This is a genomic window from Kitasatospora sp. MAP12-44, assembly GCF_029892095.1.
Lineage (GTDB): Bacteria > Actinomycetota > Actinomycetes > Streptomycetales > Streptomycetaceae > Kitasatospora.
The window spans coordinates 6,621,989-6,638,971 of sequence record NZ_JARZAE010000004.1 but is presented as its reverse complement, the minus strand read 5'-3'; the positions used below and the strand labels follow the sequence as shown (position 1 = coordinate 6,638,971).

14 protein-coding genes are annotated in these 16,983 nt (G+C 71.2%); 10 read left to right on the top strand and 4 right to left on the bottom strand.

The window, feature by feature from the left end; genetic code table 11:
• Positions 1 to 24 precede the first annotated feature (24 nt).
• Positions 25 to 1,260 carry a 5-aminolevulinate synthase gene (hemA, locus tag P3T34_RS30140; RefSeq protein ID WP_280669182.1) on the bottom strand — a complete coding sequence of 412 codons (1,236 nt, stop codon included), beginning with the start codon at positions 1,258 to 1,260 and terminating at the stop codon, positions 25 to 27.
• Positions 1,261 to 1,527: 267 nt separating this feature from the next.
• On the opposite strand from hemA, the gene P3T34_RS30135 reads away from it, so the two are divergent.
• Positions 1,528 to 3,063: a long-chain fatty acid--CoA ligase gene (locus P3T34_RS30135; protein ID WP_280669181.1), complete on the top strand. Its 1,536-nt coding sequence runs from the start codon at positions 1,528 to 1,530 to the stop codon at positions 3,061 to 3,063.
• A 21-nt stretch (positions 3,064 to 3,084) separates the two neighbouring features.
• Here P3T34_RS30135 and P3T34_RS30130 read toward each other — a convergent pair whose 3' ends face one another.
• On the bottom strand, positions 3,085 to 3,576 hold the full coding sequence (locus P3T34_RS30130) for a MarR family winged helix-turn-helix transcriptional regulator (protein ID WP_280669180.1): 492 nt from the start codon (positions 3,574 to 3,576) through the stop codon (positions 3,085 to 3,087).
• 238 nt (positions 3,577 to 3,814) lie between these two features.
• Entirely contained in the window at positions 3,815 to 4,057 is a 243-nt protein-coding gene (locus tag P3T34_RS30125; protein WP_280669179.1) for a DUF6059 family protein, read from the bottom strand.
• Positions 4,058 to 4,248: 191 nt separating this feature from the next.
• Here P3T34_RS30125 and P3T34_RS30120 point away from each other — a divergent pair, with 191 nt between their 5' ends.
• The 9 genes from P3T34_RS30120 (at position 4,249) to P3T34_RS30080 (ending at position 15,161) form a co-directional block, all read left to right on the top strand.
• Positions 4,249 to 4,617, top strand: a complete 369-nt coding sequence (locus P3T34_RS30120; protein ID WP_280669178.1) for a hypothetical protein — start codon at positions 4,249 to 4,251, stop codon at positions 4,615 to 4,617.
• Between the two features lie 69 nt (positions 4,618 to 4,686).
• Positions 4,687 to 6,117: an FAD-binding oxidoreductase gene (locus P3T34_RS30115; RefSeq protein ID WP_280669177.1), complete on the top strand. Its 1,431-nt coding sequence runs from the start codon at positions 4,687 to 4,689 to the stop codon at positions 6,115 to 6,117.
• Between the two features lie 13 nt (positions 6,118 to 6,130).
• Positions 6,131 to 6,904: an SDR family oxidoreductase gene (locus P3T34_RS30110; protein ID WP_280669176.1), complete on the top strand. Its 774-nt coding sequence runs from the start codon at positions 6,131 to 6,133 to the stop codon at positions 6,902 to 6,904.
• Positions 6,905 to 7,026: 122 nt separating this feature from the next.
• Positions 7,027 to 7,989 carry a GNAT family N-acetyltransferase gene (locus P3T34_RS30105; RefSeq protein ID WP_280669175.1) on the top strand — a complete coding sequence of 321 codons (963 nt, stop codon included), beginning with the start codon at positions 7,027 to 7,029 and terminating at the stop codon, positions 7,987 to 7,989.
• A 37-nt stretch (positions 7,990 to 8,026) separates the two neighbouring features.
• On the top strand, positions 8,027 to 9,628 hold the full coding sequence (locus P3T34_RS30100; RefSeq protein ID WP_280669174.1) for an FAD-dependent monooxygenase: 1,602 nt from the start codon (positions 8,027 to 8,029) through the stop codon (positions 9,626 to 9,628).
• An 82-nt stretch (positions 9,629 to 9,710) separates the two neighbouring features.
• Positions 9,711 to 11,216 (top strand): FAD-dependent monooxygenase, encoded by a 1,506-nt coding sequence (locus tag P3T34_RS30095; RefSeq protein WP_280669173.1) that lies wholly within the window; start codon positions 9,711 to 9,713, stop codon positions 11,214 to 11,216.
• 105 nt (positions 11,217 to 11,321) lie between these two features.
• Complete coding sequence (locus P3T34_RS30090; RefSeq protein ID WP_280669172.1) at positions 11,322 to 12,299, top strand: NADPH:quinone oxidoreductase family protein; 978 nt, start codon at positions 11,322 to 11,324, stop codon at positions 12,297 to 12,299.
• A gap of 197 nt (positions 12,300 to 12,496) precedes the next feature.
• Complete coding sequence (locus P3T34_RS30085) at positions 12,497 to 13,528, top strand: methyltransferase (RefSeq protein ID WP_280669171.1); 1,032 nt, start codon at positions 12,497 to 12,499, stop codon at positions 13,526 to 13,528.
• A gap of 31 nt (positions 13,529 to 13,559) precedes the next feature.
• Positions 13,560 to 15,161 (top strand): FAD-dependent oxidoreductase, encoded by a 1,602-nt coding sequence (locus tag P3T34_RS30080; protein WP_280669170.1) that lies wholly within the window; start codon positions 13,560 to 13,562, stop codon positions 15,159 to 15,161.
• A 67-nt stretch (positions 15,162 to 15,228) separates the two neighbouring features.
• Here the strand turns inward: P3T34_RS30080 and P3T34_RS30075 are convergent, their stop codons facing one another.
• Positions 15,229 to 16,821, bottom strand: a complete 1,593-nt coding sequence (locus tag P3T34_RS30075; RefSeq protein WP_280669169.1) for an FAD-dependent monooxygenase — start codon at positions 16,819 to 16,821, stop codon at positions 15,229 to 15,231.
• Positions 16,822 to 16,983: the final 162 nt, after the last annotated feature.

The following is a 16,983-nucleotide window of genomic DNA, read 5'->3' as shown; positions in this document are numbered from 1 at the left end:
TGGGAACGCAGCGGGCGGCCCTGCTCAGGCGGCGATCCGCGGGGGGCGCACGGTCCGCGGGATGTCGAGCTCGCGCCAGATCTGGTCGAGCGCCTCGGCGAGCTTCTGAACGTCGCTGGCGGTGTGCACGGCGCCGGGCGCCACCCGCAGGATCTCCGCGCCGGTGCGCACGCTGGGGGCGTTGATGGCCTGGACGTAGTCGCCATGACGGCCGAGCAGCAGGGCGGATGCCTTGCGGCAGGTGGCGTCGTCGCCGACGAAGATCGACACGATGTGGGACTGGTCGGAGACGAACGGGATGTCCCGCTCGTCGAGCAGCCGGTGGAGCAGCTGGGCGTTGGCCGCCAGCCTGGAGCGCTCGACGTCCGAGGAGCGCAGGTACTGGACGGCGGCCAGCGCGCCGGCCGCGATGGCGGGCGCCAGCGAAGTGGTGAAGATGAAGGAGCGGGAGAAGTTCCGGACCGCCTCGATCAGCATCCTCGGTCCGGCGATGTAGCCGCCGGCGGTGCCGTAGCCCTTGGCAAGGGTGCCCATGACGACGGTGAACTCGTCGGCCAGGCCCTCGCGAGCGGCGATCCCCGCGCCTTCGGGCCCGTACATGCCGACGGCGTGCACCTCGTCGATGTAGGTGGTCGCCCCGTGGAGCTTGGCGATTCGGGCGATCTCCGCCAGCGGCGCGACGTCACCGGACATCGAGTAGACCGACTCCAGGACCACCAGCTTCGGGCGCGCGGGGTCTGCGGCGGCCAGCAGCTGGTGGAGGTGGGCGGTGTCGTTGTGGCGGAAGATCTTCTTCTCGGCGCCGCTGTGGCGCAGTCCGTCGATGATGGAGGCGTGGTTCAGCTCGTCGGAGAAGACCAGGCAGTCGTCCTTGCGGCCGGCGAGCACCGACAGCGCGCCGTCGTTCGCCGTGTACCCGGAGCTGAAGATCAGGGCGGCCTCCTTGCCGTGCAGTGAGGCCAGCTCGTGCTCCAGCAGAACGTGGTAGTGGTTGGTTCCGCCGATGTTCCGCGAGCCGCCCGAACCCGCCCCGAATTCGTCGACGGCCTGCTTCATCGCGGCCAGGACACTCGGATTCTGACCCATTCCGAGATAATCGTTGCTGCACCAGACACTGACCTCCGAGGAACTGCCGTCGTACCGGTCCCGCGCGACGGCGCTGGGAAAGCGCCCGGCGATACGGTCGATTTCGAGAAACTCGCGCCGCTGGCCGTTCATCTCATCCAGCTGCTGCGCGAAGAAGTCCATCAGGTCGGTCATGGATTCCAACTCCCTTGAGGAAGACTGTGATTGGTTTCTTTGGTCGATCTGCGGCCCACCCTAGAAGGCGCCCCCGGCGGCTGTACAGGCCGGTTATCCCGGCTGCGTCCACTGTCCGGTAATCGGCGCTCCATCGGAGGGCCAAGGAGAGCCGGTTACCGGACGAATACCGGCGGGTGGAAATCCGCGACCCACACCGGGGCCGACTCGTGGGATGCTCCTTGTGCCCAATTCGGGCCCTTTCCGTTCGGGTGAGCGAGGATTGCCATGTCTATTTCGGTCGCGGCGATATTGGCCGACACGGCGGCGCGCAGGCCGGAGCACCCGGCCCTCGTGTGCGGGGCGCAGCAGGTGTCGTACGGCGAACTGTGGACCCGGTCCGGGCAGTACGCCGCGGTGCTGCACGAGCAGGGAGTCGGCCCCGGGGACAAGGTCGCCCTGCTGCTCGGCAACACGGCGCACTTCCCGATGGCCTACTTCGGCGTGCTGGCGCTGGGCGCGGTCGTCGTACCGGTGAACGCGCTGCTCAGGGCGGACGAGATCGACTACGTCCTGCGCGACTCGGGGGCGAAGGCACTGGTGTGCGCCGCGCCGCTGCTGGAGCAGGGTCTGCCCGCCGCCGAATCGGCCGACGTCGCGGTGCTCACCGTGCTGGAGGAGGGCGACGTCGGCCGGCCACGACTGGACGTGCTGGCCGAGCGGGCCGTGCCGATCGACCGCCCGGTGCCCTGCCGGCCGCAGGACGTCGCACTGATCCTCTACACCTCGGGGACCACCGGCCACCCCAAGGGGGCGATGCTGACGCAGCTCAACATCGTCATGAACGTCACCGTCTCGATGCTCTCGCCGTTCGACCTCGGCGCGGACGACGTGGTGCTGGGCTGCCTCCCGCTCTTCCACACGTTCGGCCAGATCTGCGGCATGGCCACCACCTTCCGGGCCGGCGCGACCCTGGCGCTGATGGAGCGGTTCGACGGCCCCGGGGCGCTCGACCTGATGGTGGCTCGCGACTGCACCGTGTTCATGGGGGTGCCGACGATGTACCTCGCCCTGCTCGACGCGGCGGCGGCCGACCCGCGGCGGCCGGCCCTCGATCGGGCGTTCTCCGGCGGGGCCTCACTCCCCGTCAAGATCCTGCAGGAGTTCCAGCAGGTGTTCGGCTGCGAGATCTACGAGGGGTACGGCCTGACCGAGACCTCGCCCGTGGTCGCCTACAACCAGCGGGCCTGGCCGTGCCGGCCCGGCACCGTGGGGCGGCCGATCTGGGGGGTGGAGGTCGAGATCGCCCGCGCCGAAGTGGAGGAGCGGATCGAACTGCTGCCCACCGGCGAACTCGGCGAGGTCGTCATCCGGGGCCACAACGTGATGGCCGGGTACCTCAACCGGCCCGAGGCCACCGCCGAGGCGATCGTGGACGGCTGGTTCAGGTCGGGCGACCTGGGCCGCAAGGACGCCGATGGCTACCTGTCCATCGTCGACCGCAAGAAGGACATGGTGCTGCGCGGCGGGTTCAACGTGTATCCACGGGAGGTCGAGGAGGTGCTGGTGCACCACCCGGCCGTCGCCCAGGTCGCGGTCGTCGGACTCACTCACGAACGCCACGGCCAGGAGGTCTGCGCGGTCGTGGTGGCCAGGCCCGGTTTCCGGCCCGGACCCGAGCTCGCCGAGGAGATCGTCGCGTGGGGCAGGACCCGGCTCGCCGCGTACAAGTACCCGCGCAACGTGGAGTTCGTCGACGCCTTCCCGCTGGGGCCCAGCGGGAAGGTCCTCAAGCGCGAGCTCGTCGCCCGCCTCACCGCGTGAGCGGGGCCGGCCGTGCTCAGATCAGGAGTCGGCGGCGCGCTGCAGCTGGGCGAGCGTGTCCACGTACTTGATCAACAGGCGGGCGAACTCGAGTCGCTCCTGGTCCGGCCACTCCTCGGTGATCCGCTCGTAGGAGGCCCGCTGGTGGTCGCGGAAGCCCCTGAGCATCTCCTCGCCCGCCTCGGTGAGCCGCAGGATGGTGCGGCGGCCGTCGAGCTGGGAAGCGACGCGGAGCAAGCAGCCGGCCGAGATGCAGTCGGAGACCATCCGGCTGGCCACCGAGGGGTCGACGGCGAGCCGCTCGCCGATCACACCGACCGTGATCTCCTGGCCGTCCTGGGCCGCGCCCTCCTGGACGATATTGAGCACCAGGGTCCTGGTGAGGTCCTTCGGGGCGACCTTCTTCACGACGTTGAGCGCCGCGTTGCGCCGCAACCGGGAGAACGCCGGCCCAACCGCGTCGAGAAGCTCGTCGGCTCGGGACGAGCTCTGCTGCTGCGGCGTGGTCTCCATAGCTCTCCATTCTAGGCGAGTCGATGACTGGTCGAACATCTGCAGGACGACAAGTGATTGCTGATTGACAAGCATGTGGAAGAGTACATGCATACATCGTTTTCGAGGTCCAGACCGGTCAACGCGGCGTACATGCTGAGCCCCGCCTCGGTGAGCTGCTTGCGGGCCGCATCGACGCCGTCGGGCGAGACATGGGCGCACGGCGGCCGGGGCGGCATGGCCTTGGCTCCGCGCCTGGTCATCGCCAGAACCGGGTCGGTCTCTTGGGAAAGAGCTCGGCCCAGAGCAGCGACTCCGCCCGGCTGAGGGAGCTCTCGGGACACAGCCTCTCGGGGTGCCCCGCGGGAGGCCCCTGGAGCAGGGCGCGGTGGTCATCCGGGTGGCACGACGCCTCGGGCAGGTGCAGCACCCCGTAGGCGACGATGGCCCGCCCCACCGGGCACAGGCAGCGTTCGAAGATCAGCGTCCAAAACCGTCCCATCCGTCCTCCCCATCGCTCCCGGGCACTGTGGGGGGCCGGTCTGAAGGCTCGTTCGAACGCCTCTGAATCGCCAGAGCATCCCGACTGCCCGCCAGCGGCTTCAGACCGCTCCGACGGTTCTTCGAGATCGCCGGGCCAGCGTTCGGGTCGGCGCGCAGAAGCGCCCATCCACGGCAGAAGGAGAGGCAGTCATGGCGGACGAGAGGTTGCTGGGGACTTGGACCACTGTGCTGGACGACAGTGGCAAGTCGGTGGTCGGCCTGGTCGCGTTCACCGGCGACGGCGCGGTGGTGTCGACCCAGGTGAACACCAAGAACATCGGTCTGGGGAACTGGGAGAGCACCGGCCCCGACGCCTTCTCGTACAACTTCCACATCCTGGCGGTGAACGAGGAGGGCGTGCACGTCGGAGAGGCACACATCCGCGTCGAGGCGGCCCTGCTCCCCGATGGCAGTTGGGAGGGCACCGGCGGTGCCAACTTCTACGACCCGCAGGGCAAGCTCCTGCGCGGCCACGACGGGGCCAAGGTGACGGCCCGCAAGTTCGGCATCGACAAGTAGCCGCACGCCGACCGTGCGGACCGGCCGGCGTCCGCCGGGACGCCAGCCGGGCGCTCATCTGGAGGGATCATGCTGCGCGACCGACTCCAGGGCGATCTCGTCCTGCCGTCCGACCCGGGCTATCCGTTCGCCCGGCAGCTACAGAACACCGAGTACGACACGGTCTCGCCCCGCGCCATCGCGTACTGCGAGAGCGCCGAGGATGTCCGCGCCTGCCTCGCCGATGCCCAGGAGCAGGGATACCGGGTGCATCTGCGCAGCGGCGGGCACAGCTTCAACGGGTGGTCCACCGGCTCGGGCCTGGTGGTCGACGTGTCCCGGATGAACCGGGTGCTCGCCCTGGGATCGACCGTCCGACTCGGCGCGGGCGCCCAGTCGCTGGACGCGCTGGACGTCCTGAAGCGCCAGGGGCGGCAGATCGTCACTGGCACCTTCCCCACCGTCGCCGCGGCCGGCTTCCTCACCGGAGGCGGCATCGGCTGGCAGACCCGGATGTTCGGGGTCGGCTCCGACCGGATCGTCGGGGCCGACGTGGTGCTGGCCGACGGCCGGTTCGTCCACTGCTCGGCGACCGAGGAGCCCGATCTCTACTGGGCGCTGCGCGGCGGGGGCGGCGGCAGCTTCGGCGTGGTCACCGAGTTCGAGGTGCGGCCGATCGACGCCCCCGAGATGACCGGCTTCGAAACGCTGTGGGAGTACCGGGACGCGCCGGAGCTGCTCGCAGCCTGGCAGGACTGGTGCGTGGCCGGGCCCGACGAGCTGGGCACCTCCCTGGTCGTACTGCCCGGCATGTTCGGGCCGGCCGGGCTCCCGGTAGTGAAGATCTGGGGCGTCCATCTGGGATCCAGCCGCGAACTGGAGTGCCTGCTCGACGAGTTGGCCGAGCGGGCCGGGGCCAAGCCGATGATCCGCGAGGTGCGCCCGCGCGGGGCGTATGCGGACGTGATGCACGAGGCGCTGTGCGACTCCAAGACGGTCGAGCAGTGCCACCGCACCGGGACCAACCCGGTCGCGCAGGGCCATCGCCACCCCTACACCCGCCAGAGCTACCGTTTCACCGCACGGGCGGCCTCCGTCGCCGAGGCATCGGCGCTGTTGGAGGCTTGGGACCCGTCGATCGAGCGGGAGCGCTACCTGTTGTGCATCGCGGTCGGCGGCGCCGCCAACCGGATCGACCCGACCGAGACCGCGTACGCCCACCGCGACGCGCGCTTCCTGGTCGGCTATCAGATCGCCAGCCGCGAGCCCGAGCCGTCCGCCGGGACCGCGGCCGAGCTGACCGCCTGGGCCGACCGCTGCGAGGCCGCGCTGGCCCCGCTGGGCTGCGGCTCCTACATCAACTTTCCCAGCTCCCGGGTGCCGCAGGACTGGGAGAGCGCCTACTACGGCCGGAACGCGGCCCGGCTGCGCGAGGTGAAGCGGACCTACGACCCGTACGAGTTCTTCCGGCACCGGCAGAGCATCAGCAGCCAGGCCCCGCAAAGTGGGGCCGGCTCATGAGGAAGGAAGGCACATGAAGACGGAACTGCGGGACAAGGTGGTCCTGGTGACCGGCGCCTCCTCGGGCATCGGCCGGGCGACCGCGATGGCGTACGCACAGGAGGGCGCCAGGGTCGCGATCACCTACCACGGCAATCGGGAGGGCGCGGAGCTGACGGCCGACCGCGTCAAGGAGGCCGGCGGCACTCCCCTGGTGGTTCGCTACGACCTGGCGGACGTGCGCTCGATCCGGGACGCGGTCGGCGAGGTGGGGCGGGAATGGGGCGGCATCGATGTACTGGTGGCCAATGCCGTGGTGTGGAGCGAGGCGATCCCCCGACCCGGTCGACCCGTACCGCGATTCGAGGACGTCCCACCCGAGCAGTGGCAGGAGGTCCTGCACACCTCGCTGGAGGCGGCCTTCCACACTCTTCAGAGCGCGCTCCCGGTGATGCGCGGGCGGGAGTGGGGCCGGGTGGTGCTGATCGGTGCGGGGCTGGCCGACACCGGCAAGCCCGGCGCCGGCGCGTACGGCGCCGGCAAGTCCGGCCTGTTCGGCCTGATGCGCAGCCTGGCTTGGGAGTTGGGGCCGGAGGGGATCCTGGTCAACATGGTCGTACCCGGCCAGACCGCGACCGAGACCGTCCGCGCCAACGTCCCGCCCGGCTTCCTGGAGGAGAAGGGGCGCAGTCTCCCGTCCGGGCGCATGTCGCAGCCCGAAGACGTCGCGCGCGCCGTGGTCTTCCTTGGATCCGCGGCGAACGGCAACATCAACGGCGAGACCCTGCGGGTCACCGGAGGCGCCTGACCTCGGCCTGGTCGCTGATGGCCCATGCGGTGGACGAGTCGACGAGACCACCACCCCGATCCGGACCATCGCCCCAAGGCTCCTGGACGTCTCTTCGAGAGCGGCCGGAGAGGCTGACGGCCATGGAGATTCGCAGCCTCGACGGAGACGACCCGAGCACGGTCGCCGCCCTGCTCCCGGGCTTTCGGGAGACCATGAGCGTGGAACTGCCCGGTGACCCACCGGTGACCGAGGCCCTGCTGGCCAGACTGCTGCAGCGTCGGCACGGCGCCGACCGGATCCTGCTGGTCGGCTACCTCGACGGACAGCCCGCAGGGTGCCTGAAGCTGGGCATCGACCTGGCCGATCCGGCCGGGCCCGGGCACGGTTCGCTCTGGGTGTTCCCGGGGTCCCGGCGCCGGGGCTGCGGGCGGGCCCTGCTCGCCGCCGCCGGCGCCGAACTGCGCGCCCGCGGTCGGACATCGCTACTGCTGGACGCACCGGCGGGCCCGGCAGCTCGGGCCTTCGCCGACCAGGCGGGCGCCGAGCGGACCGGCACCGCGCTGCGCAGCCGGCTGCTGCTGGCCGGTCCGGCCCGGACGGTGATCGAGTCCGCGGCCGGCCAGCCGGTACCCGACTACCGCCTGGTCCACTGGACCGGGGCCTGTCCGCAGGAGCTCGTCGCCTCCTACGCCGACGCCTGGGGCGCACTGGACGCACCGGTCAACGGGCAGGCCAGGCCGCGCGATCCGTCCCCCGCCGACGTGCGGGCCCGCGAGGCGGAGGCGGTCCGGGCGGGCCACCGGCTGTACGGGGTGGCCGCGCTGGCCCAAGGCGGCGACCAGGTCGTCGGGTACGGAACGCTCTTCGTGCGGGACGGGCCGATGGCCGACACCGGCGAGGTGCTCGTCCTTCCCGAGCACCGCCGCCGCTCCCTCGCCACCTGGCTCAAGGCCGACCTGCTGCTCAGCGCGGCCCGCGCCAACTCAGGGCTCGCCCTGGTGCAGGTGTTCAACTCCACCTCCAACACCGCGGTCGTGGCGCTCAACCGCAAGCTCGGCTTCACCACCGACTCGACCTGGGACACCTACGCGCTCACGCTCTGACCCGCCCTGCCCCAACACGAGAGGGACGACACATCCGATGAGTTCCGACGAAGCACCCGTACTGATCGTGGGTGGCAGCCTGGTCGGCCTGTCGACCGCGCTCTTCCTCGCCTACCACGAGGTGCCGTGCACCCTGGTGGAGCGCCACCCCGGCACCTCGGTGCACCCGCGCGCGGTGGGCTACTACCCGCGCACGGTCGAACTACTGCGCCAGGCCGGCGTGGAACCGGCCGCGCTGCGGGCGGCAGCCGGCTTCGAGTCCCATCGGACCAGGGCCGGGGTGGAGTCGCTGGCCGGCGAAGTGCTCTTCAGCCGAGAGGAGTTGGACGGAGCCGACAGCCTCACCGACCTGACGCCCAGTCGACTGCTGCTGCTCCCGCAGGACCGGCTCGAACCACTGCTGCGCGCCCGGGCCGAGGCCCTGGGGGCCGATCTGCGGTTCGGCACCGAGCTGCTCTCCTTCGACGAGCAGCCGGGCAAGGTCACCGCGCAGCTCGCCTCCGCCGAGGGCGTCACCTCCTTCACCGGCAGCTACCTGGTGGCCTGCGACGGGCCGCGCTCCGCCGTCCGGGAGGCGCTCAAGGTGGACCGGCAGGGTCGCGGTGTGCTCTCCCGGCACGTCAGCATCGCTTTTCGCGCAAACCTGGGGGGCGTGCTGGGCGAACGCCGTTACAGCGTGGTCCATGTGAAGAACCCGCAGGTCACCGGCATTCTGGTGCATGACGACACGCTGACCGAGGGCACTCTGATCGTCGGCTACCGGCCGGAGGACGGCGAGAGCCTGGACGACTTCACCGACGAGCGCTGCGCCGAGCTCGTCAGCGCGGCGATCGGCTCGCCCGAGGTCGAGGTCACCATCCGCTCCCGATTCCCCTGGGACATGGCCGAGCAGGTGGCCGAGGGCTTCGTGCACGGCCGGGTGCTGCTCGCCGGCGACGCCGCCCACGTCATCCCGCCCACCGGCGGCTACGGAGCCAACACCGGCATCGCCGACGCGCACAACGCGGCCTGGAAGCTCGCCCTGGTCATCCGGGGCAGCGCGGGCCGCGCCCTGATCGACACGTACGACGCGGAGCGTCGACCGATCGGCGAGTACACGGCGGCCCAGGGCTCACTGCAGCTCGCGGTGCGCTCCGGCACCGCCACCCCGGAGCAGCAGGAGGCGGCAGCCGACGCGCTCACCGTCACGATGGGGCAGTCCTACCGTTCCACCGCGGTCGTGCCCGAGACCGGCACCGAGCTGCTGCCGATCGCCTCCGACCCGCGCACTCTGGGCGGCGAGCCCGGCACACGGGCGCCGTACGTGGTGCTGGCCGGTGCCGGCGGCCCGATCGCCACCCTGGACCTGTTCGGGCCGGGGTTCACCCTGCTGGCGGGCGAGCGCGGCCAGGCATGGGTGGCCGCCACGGCCGAGGCGGGGCGACGGCTGGGGATCGACCTGGCGGCCCACCGGGTGGGCGGCCCGGAGTTGGCCGACCCGGCCGGGCGGTGGGGCGAGGCGTACGGGGTCGGACCGGAGGGCGCCGTGCTGGTTCGGCCGGACGGCTTCGTGGCCTGGCGGGCGCCTGCGGCGCAGGCGGCGGGGGCCGCGGCGGACGTCTTGGCAAAGGTGCTGCGCGTCGTTCTCTCGCGCGACTGAGGCGAGTCGATGACGACAGATGAGCATCTATATGCTCGCACTTATCTGCATGACTGAACGCATGTATATGAAGGGTGAAAACGTGTCCACTGATCAGGACTTCGACGTCCTCATCGTCGGCGGCGGGCCGGTCGGCCTACTGCTCGCCGCGGAACTGCGGATCGCCCGCGTCCGCGCACTCGTCCTGGAGCGGCTGCCCGAACGCTCCCCGTACTCCAAGGCGTTCGGGCTGCACGCCCGCTCGCTGGAGTCGTTGGACCGCCGCGGCCTGCTCACTCGCTTCCGCGAGGGCGCCCGCTCCTGGGACAACGGGCACTTCGCCGGCCTGGACGTCTGGGTCGACTTCTCCAGTCTCGACAGCCGGCAGAACTACGCGCTGCTCTCCGAACAGGCCCGCACCGAGCGGCTGTTGGAGGAGCATGCGGTCGAGGTCGGCGCCGGGATACGGCGCGGCCACGAGGTCACCGAGGTGCGCCAGGACGCGGACGGTGTCGAGGTGGAGGTGACCGGCCCCGAGGGCCCCTACACACTGCGCGCCAAGTTCCTGGTCGGCTGCGACGGTGGCCGCAGCCTGGTGCGCAAGGCGGCCGGCATCGCGTTCCCCGGCAGCGGCGGCCGGGTCACCGCCCGGCTGGGCGACGTGATCCTGCCCGACGGCGAGAACGCCCCGATGGGCATGGAGCGCACCGCGCGCGGCCTGCTGTTCTGCGTACCGCTGGACGAGACCCACCACCGGATCGCCACCTTCGACTTCGAGCAGGGCAAGGAGCCCGGCAGCGAGCTCACCATGGACGAGCTCACCGCCAGCCTTCGGGAGGTCTGGGGCGAGGACCTCGGCGCCCGTGAACCACGCTGGCTGTCCTGGTTCACCGACTCGGCCTGCCTGGCCGACCGCTACCGCGAGGGCCGGATCCTGCTGGCCGGCGACGCCGCCCACACGCACTTCCCGGTCGGCGGCCAGGGGCTCAACCTGGGCCTGCAGGACGCGCTCAACCTCGGCTGGAAGCTCGCCGCGACGGTGAAGGGCTGGGCCCCCGAGGGCCTGCTCGACAGCTACGGGGCGGAGCGCCGGGAGCCGGCCCAGCAGGTGATCGCCAACACCCGTGCCCAGATCGCCCTGATGAACCCCGACCCCTACGTCACTGAGCTGCGCAGCCTTTTCACCAGCCTGATGGGCCACGAGCAGGTCAATCGGCAGCTGGCCGAGATGCTCAGCGGCGTCACGGTTCGCTACGAGCTCGAGGGCCCGGAGCACAGGCTGCTCGGTGACTTCGCCCGCGACCTTGACCTGCGGACCGCGCAGGGCGAGCGGACGCTGCCCGAGTACCTGCACCGCGGCACCGGCCTGCTGCTCGACCTGGCGGGCCGTCCGGAGATCGGCCAGGCATACCAGGACTGGGCCGACGGCCTCTCCCGGGCCGGCCGGGTGCAGCACGTCGAGGCACAGTGCACGCAGGAGTCCGGGCTGGTCGGCCTGCTGGTGCGCCCGGACGGCTACGTGGCATGGGCCGCCGACCACGAGGCCACCGGTCCGGAACTGCACAAGGGGCTGAGTGAGGCACTCACCCGCTGGTTCGGAACCGTCTGATCACATACGCCGACTTGCACTTCATGCATGTATATGTAGACTGAAACTACATGCATGACAGCACGCATTTACTTACCGAGTGACACTTCCGTCAGGAGAACGCTCATGCGCATCGTCCGCCACTACGAGCACGGGGCCCCTTCGGTCCTGCATGTCGAGGAAACCGAGAAGCCGCAGCCCGGCCCGGGCTACGTGCTGATCCGCACCGAGGCTGTCGGCGTCAACTTCGCCGAGGTCCAGCGCCGCCAGGGCATCCCGATCGGCGGCCACGCCGAGTTGCCCGGTGCCCCCGGCGGCGATGTCGCCGGCACCGTGGAGGCGCTCGGCGAGGGAGTGCACAACGTCCGGGTCGGTGACCGCGTGGTGGTGGACGTCGCCCGCGACGCCTACGCGGACTACGTCGTCGCCGATGCCTCCTGGCTGATCGCCATCCCCCAGGGCATGGACGCCGGCCAGGCGACGCTTCTGCCGAGCCCGGCGCAGACCGCGTACCACGCGCTGAAGGAGTCCGGTCAGCTGAAGGCGGGCGAGATCGTGCTGATCGATGCCGCGTCCGGCGGCGTCGGCCACCTCGCGGTCCAGATCGCCAAGGCGATGGGCGCCGGCAAGGTGATCGCCACCGCCAGCTCCCAGGCCAAGCTGGACTTCGTTCGCAGCCTCGGCGCCGACGTGACCATCAACTACACGGATGCCGACTGGGACGAGCAGGTCAAGGCCGCCACCGACGGCCGAGGCGCCGACGTGGTGCTGGAGACCGTCGGCGGCGACATCCTCACCAAGAGCGTCGGCCTGACGGCCCAGTTCGGCCGCCTGGTCTTCTACGGGGCCGCTGGCGGCGACCTCCAGCCCATCCACCCGCTGGCGCTCAGCCGGATGAAGACGGTGGCCGGCTTCGCGCTCTACGCGATGCTCTACAACCGCCCGGAGGCGATCGCGGCAGGTCAGCGTGACCTACTCGACATGATCACCAGCGGCCGGGTCCGCCCGATCGTCCACGAGCGGCTCCCGCTGGAGGACGCGGCCAAGGCCCACGAGTTGATGCAGGCGCGAACGCACCTGGGCAAGATCGTGCTGATCCCCTGACGCCTCCTCGAGCCGGTGGCCGGTCGCATCCCCCGTATGCGGCCGACCACCCGACGGGCCGCCTTCCGGCATCGCCGGAGGCGGCCCGTTCGCGTTCCCGCAGGAGGGCCGACCAGCGTTCAGCACTCCTCGATCCCACCTGGACAACCGGCAGCCATCGTCGAGCAGAGCAGGATCGACCTGACCTGGAGGCGCACGTGACCACAACCGACAACCCGACGACTGCACCGCCCGTGGACCCGGGTCCGCTGATCCGGATGACCATCGCGGACTGCGGGGCCAAGGTGCTCCACAGCGCCGTCACCCTCGGCGTCTTCGAGGCGCTGGCCGAGGGGCCCACGGACGGCATCCGGGTGTCAGAGCGCACCGGACTACACCCCCGGATGGCCCAGGACTTCCTCGACGCGCTCGCCGGCCTCGGCCTGTTGGAGCGGGTCGAGGGGCACTACCGCAACTCCGCGCTGGCACAGGCGTATCTCGTGCCGCAGGGAACGTCCTACCTGGGCGGCTTCGTCGAGCTCACCAACGACACCCTCTACCAGACCTGGGGCCGACTCACCGAGGCGCTGCGCACCGGTGAGCCGCAGCTCCTGGACCCGGACAAGGGCGGCTTCGTCGGGGACAAGCACCGCGACCCGGCCAAGATGAAGCGATTCCTGGCCGGCCTGGACGCCTACAGCGACCGGATGGGCGCCGAACTGGCGCGCCGGGTCGACTGGAGCCGGCACGGCTCGTTCCTGGACGTGGGCGGCGCCCGGGGCAACCTCGCCGCCGTTCTCGTCCAGGCCCACCCGCACCTCACCGCCGGCTGCTTCGACCTGGAGCGCACCCGGCCGCTGTTCACCGAGCACATCGGCCGGCTCGGGCTGGCCGACCGGGTCACCTTCCACGGCGGGGACTTCTTCGCCGACGCGCTGCCGCAGTCCGACGTCGTGCTGCTGGGCCACATCCTGCACGGCTTCGACGACGAGCGTCGCCGGACCCTGTTGCGGCGGGTCTTCGAGGCGGTCCGTCCCGGCGGCGAGGTGGTGGTCTACGACCGGATGCTCGACGACGACCGCAGCGACCCGGAGCGGCTGCTGAGCAGTCTGCACATGCGGCTGGTCAGCCAGGACGGCTCCGAGTACCGGGTTGCCGACTGCCGGGCCTGGCTGCGTGAGGCCGGCTTCACCGAGACCGCCGCCGAACCGATGCTCGGCACCCACACCCTGGTGACCGCCCGCCGGTGACCGGGCCGGACCCAACTTCCAAGGAGAGAGCATGAAACAGCAGCAGGTGCCGGTCCTGATCGTCGGCGGCGGCCTCACCGGTCTGTCGGCGGCCGTCTTCCTGGCCGAGCACGGAGTTCGCGCGATGCTGGTGGAGAAGCATCCGGACACCTCCGCGCACCCCAAGGCGCGCGCCATCAACCCGCGCACCATGGAGCTCTACCACGCGGTCGGCATCGCGGACCGGGTCCGGGCCGGGCGCTCCCCCATCTCCGGCAACACGGATCTGGTGCACGTCGAGACGCTGGCCGGTGCGGAGCGGGTCAAGATGCCCAACGCCTCGCCCGAGGACATCGGCCGGATCAGCCCCGCCCAGTGGACGCTGATCGACCAGAACCAGCTCGAGCCGATCCTGCGCGATCGGGCGCTCGAGGTGGGCGCCGACGTGCGCTTCCACACCCGGGCGGACGCGCTGGCGGAGGACGCGGACGGGGTGACGGTCAGGCTTACCGACCTGGGCACCGGTCAGGAGTCCGAAGTCCTGGCCCAGTACGTGATCGCTGCGGACGGCAGCCGCAGCCCGATGCGCGAGCTGCTGGGGATCGCGGCCCACGGGCCGGGCACCATCACCAACCTGGTGTCGGTCTTCTTCGACGCCGACCTCACCGAGCCGCTGCGGGGCCGGCGGATCATCGCCGCCTACGTCAACAACCCCGAGGTGCGCGGCACGATCATCCCGATCGACAACGACCGGCGCTGGGTCCTCAACGTCTCGTACTTCCCCGACCGCGGCCAGAGCGCCGAGGACTTCACCGAGGAGCGGTGCGTCGAGGTGATCAGGGCCGCGGTCGGCGTGCCCGACCTGCCGCTGAAGATCGAATCGACCCACCTGCCCTCCTGGGACATCTCCTCGCGAGTCGCCGACTCCTTCGCCACCCGCCGGGTCTTCGTCGCCGGCGACGCCGCGCACGTGATGCCGCCCACCGGCGCGTTCGGTGCCAGCACCGGCATCCAGGACGCCTACAACCTGGCCTGGAAGCTGGGCCTGGTGCTGGCCGGCACAGCCGGTCCGCAGCTGCTGGAGAGCTACGACGCCGAGCGCCGCCCGGTCGCCGAGCAGACGGTGCGCCAGGCGATGCTGCGGTTCGCCGTCCGCGAGGGCAAGCAGCTCCAGGAGGTGGCACCGGAGTTGCTGGACGAGACCACGGTGACCTTCGGCTACTGCTACCCGCAGGGTGCCTTCGTCGCCGAGCCGGGCGCCGACACCGCGCTGATCGAAGCCCCCGACCGGCCCAGCGGGCGCCCGGGCGCGCGGGCACCGCATGTCGCCCTGGAGGCAGCCGGGCGCAGCCTGTCCTGCCTCGACCTGTTCGGCAGCGGATTCGTCCTGCTGGCCGACAGTGCGGCCGGCCGGTGGACCGACGAGGCCACCCTGAGCGCGGCCCGGCTCGGCGTGCGGCTCGCGCTGCACCGGATCGGCGCCGGCGGCGAATCCACTGATCCCGAAGGGAACTTCCTCGCGCGCTACGGTCTGACGGTGGGCGGCGCCGCACTGGTGCGGCCGGACGGGTTCGTCTGCTGGCGCACCACCGGTCAGGGGGCCGACGCCGCGGCCGAGGTCGGCGAGGCCCTGCGGCGGGTCCTCGCCCGCTGACCCGGACACGGCGACGGGGTGTCCTCCACTGCTCGTGGAGGACACCCCGTCGGGTTTTCCAGGGACGTCAGCCCTTCAGCAGACGGCGCAGAACGTCACCGAGGACACCGGCCGGGTCAGCCGGCGGCGTGGCCGTGCGCCAGGCGATGAACCCGTCCGGTCGCAGCAGCACGGCCCCGGCCTGGCCCACCCCGTATGCCTTGAGGAACCTCTCGACCGTCTCCGCCGGTTCCGCGGCGCCGACCAGGCGGCAGCGCAGGTCGAGACCCGTGGCGGCGCGGACGGCTTCAGCCGCGGCCGGCCAGCGCGCGCCGACCGGACCGGCCAGCAGCAGGAAGCCGCCCGTCAGCAGGTCGTGCAGGGGGGTGCCATGGCCCTCGGTGTGCAGCACCAGGTGCGGTGCCCGGGTGCCCGGGCGACCGCTGGGCTGGGTCGGGTCTTCGACCGGAGCGCCGTCGTCCGGTCCGTCCTCGACGAGCACCGCACTCGAACGGTAGACGTGGCCGAACAGCACCGTGATCTCCGGACGGTGCCGGGCGGCCACCTCCGCGTCCAGGCCGCTGCGCTGCAGATACCGGATGACGCCCTGCTCCACGGTGAACTCGGCGATCGGCGCGCGCTCCTGCTGATAGCTGTCCAGCAGGGCGGGGGCGGCCTGGCCGCGCAGCACCAGGGCGAGCTTCCAGGCGAGGTTGTGGGCGTCCTGGACACCCAGATTGCCGCCGAAACCGCCGGTGGGCGGCATCACGTGCACACAGTCGCCGGCCATCAGCACCCGGCCGCTGCGGAAGCTGTCCGCGACATCGGCGGCGATCTCCCAGCTGCTCGCGGACTCCACCGTCACGGCCAGGTCCGGCGCCCCGACAGCGGCCCGGACGAGCTCGACGCACTCCTGGACGGAGTACTCCTCGTGGCTGCCCTCGGCCGACAGACTGGGGGCCAGCACCCAGCGGTCCGAGTCCGGGCCGTCGAGTCGACCCAGCACCCCCTTCACCTGCTGGTTGCTGACGAAGCAGAGAAAGAAACGGCGCCCGGCGACGTAGCGGTCCAGGTCGGCGCGGAAGACCACGCTCATCTGCCGGCCGAGCACACCCCGGCCGTGCGACCCGATGCCCAGGCCCTCCCGGATCGGGGCGTGGAAGCCGTCGGCGGCGACCAGGTAGCGGCAGCGCACCGTGCGCCGCGAGCCGTCGCGCACGTCCCGCAGGACCGCCGTCACGCCCTCGTCGTCCTGCTGATGGCTGATCAGCTCGGTGGCGAAGCGGATGTCCGCGCCGAGTTCGCGGGCGCGCTCCAGGAGCACCGGCTCGAAGCGGTCCTGCCCGATCAGCGTCCAGCCGGTGGCCGCGACCTCGTTCGGGTCATGGCGGAACGGGCCGTCGAAGCGGCCCAGTTCGGCCCCGGCCAGTGACTCCACCTGCAGGATGTCCCCGTACTGGGCGTGCGGTGTCTCCCTGGCGCGTACCGCCTCCTCCAGGCCCAGCGCGCGCATCAGCTCCATCGTCCGTGGGCTGGCCGCCTGCGCCCTGGGGTGGGTCGACACCTCGGGGTGACGTTCCACCACTATCGGCCGGACACCCTGTCCGGCCAGGAAGAGGGCCTGTGCGAGGCCCACCATGCTCCCGCCGACGATCAGCACGTCGGTCCACTCGTCCACCATCGCCTGCTCCTGTCTGCCACGGAGTTCTGGACATACGAGGGAGAGTCGATAGGGCGAACCTAGAACCACGCTCGTGCGACGGCAGGATGTCGGGACGCTGTCCGGGCATGGCGTTCAATCAAATTTCAGCGCTGTCCCACCTCCTCTGGTGATGCTCGTCCG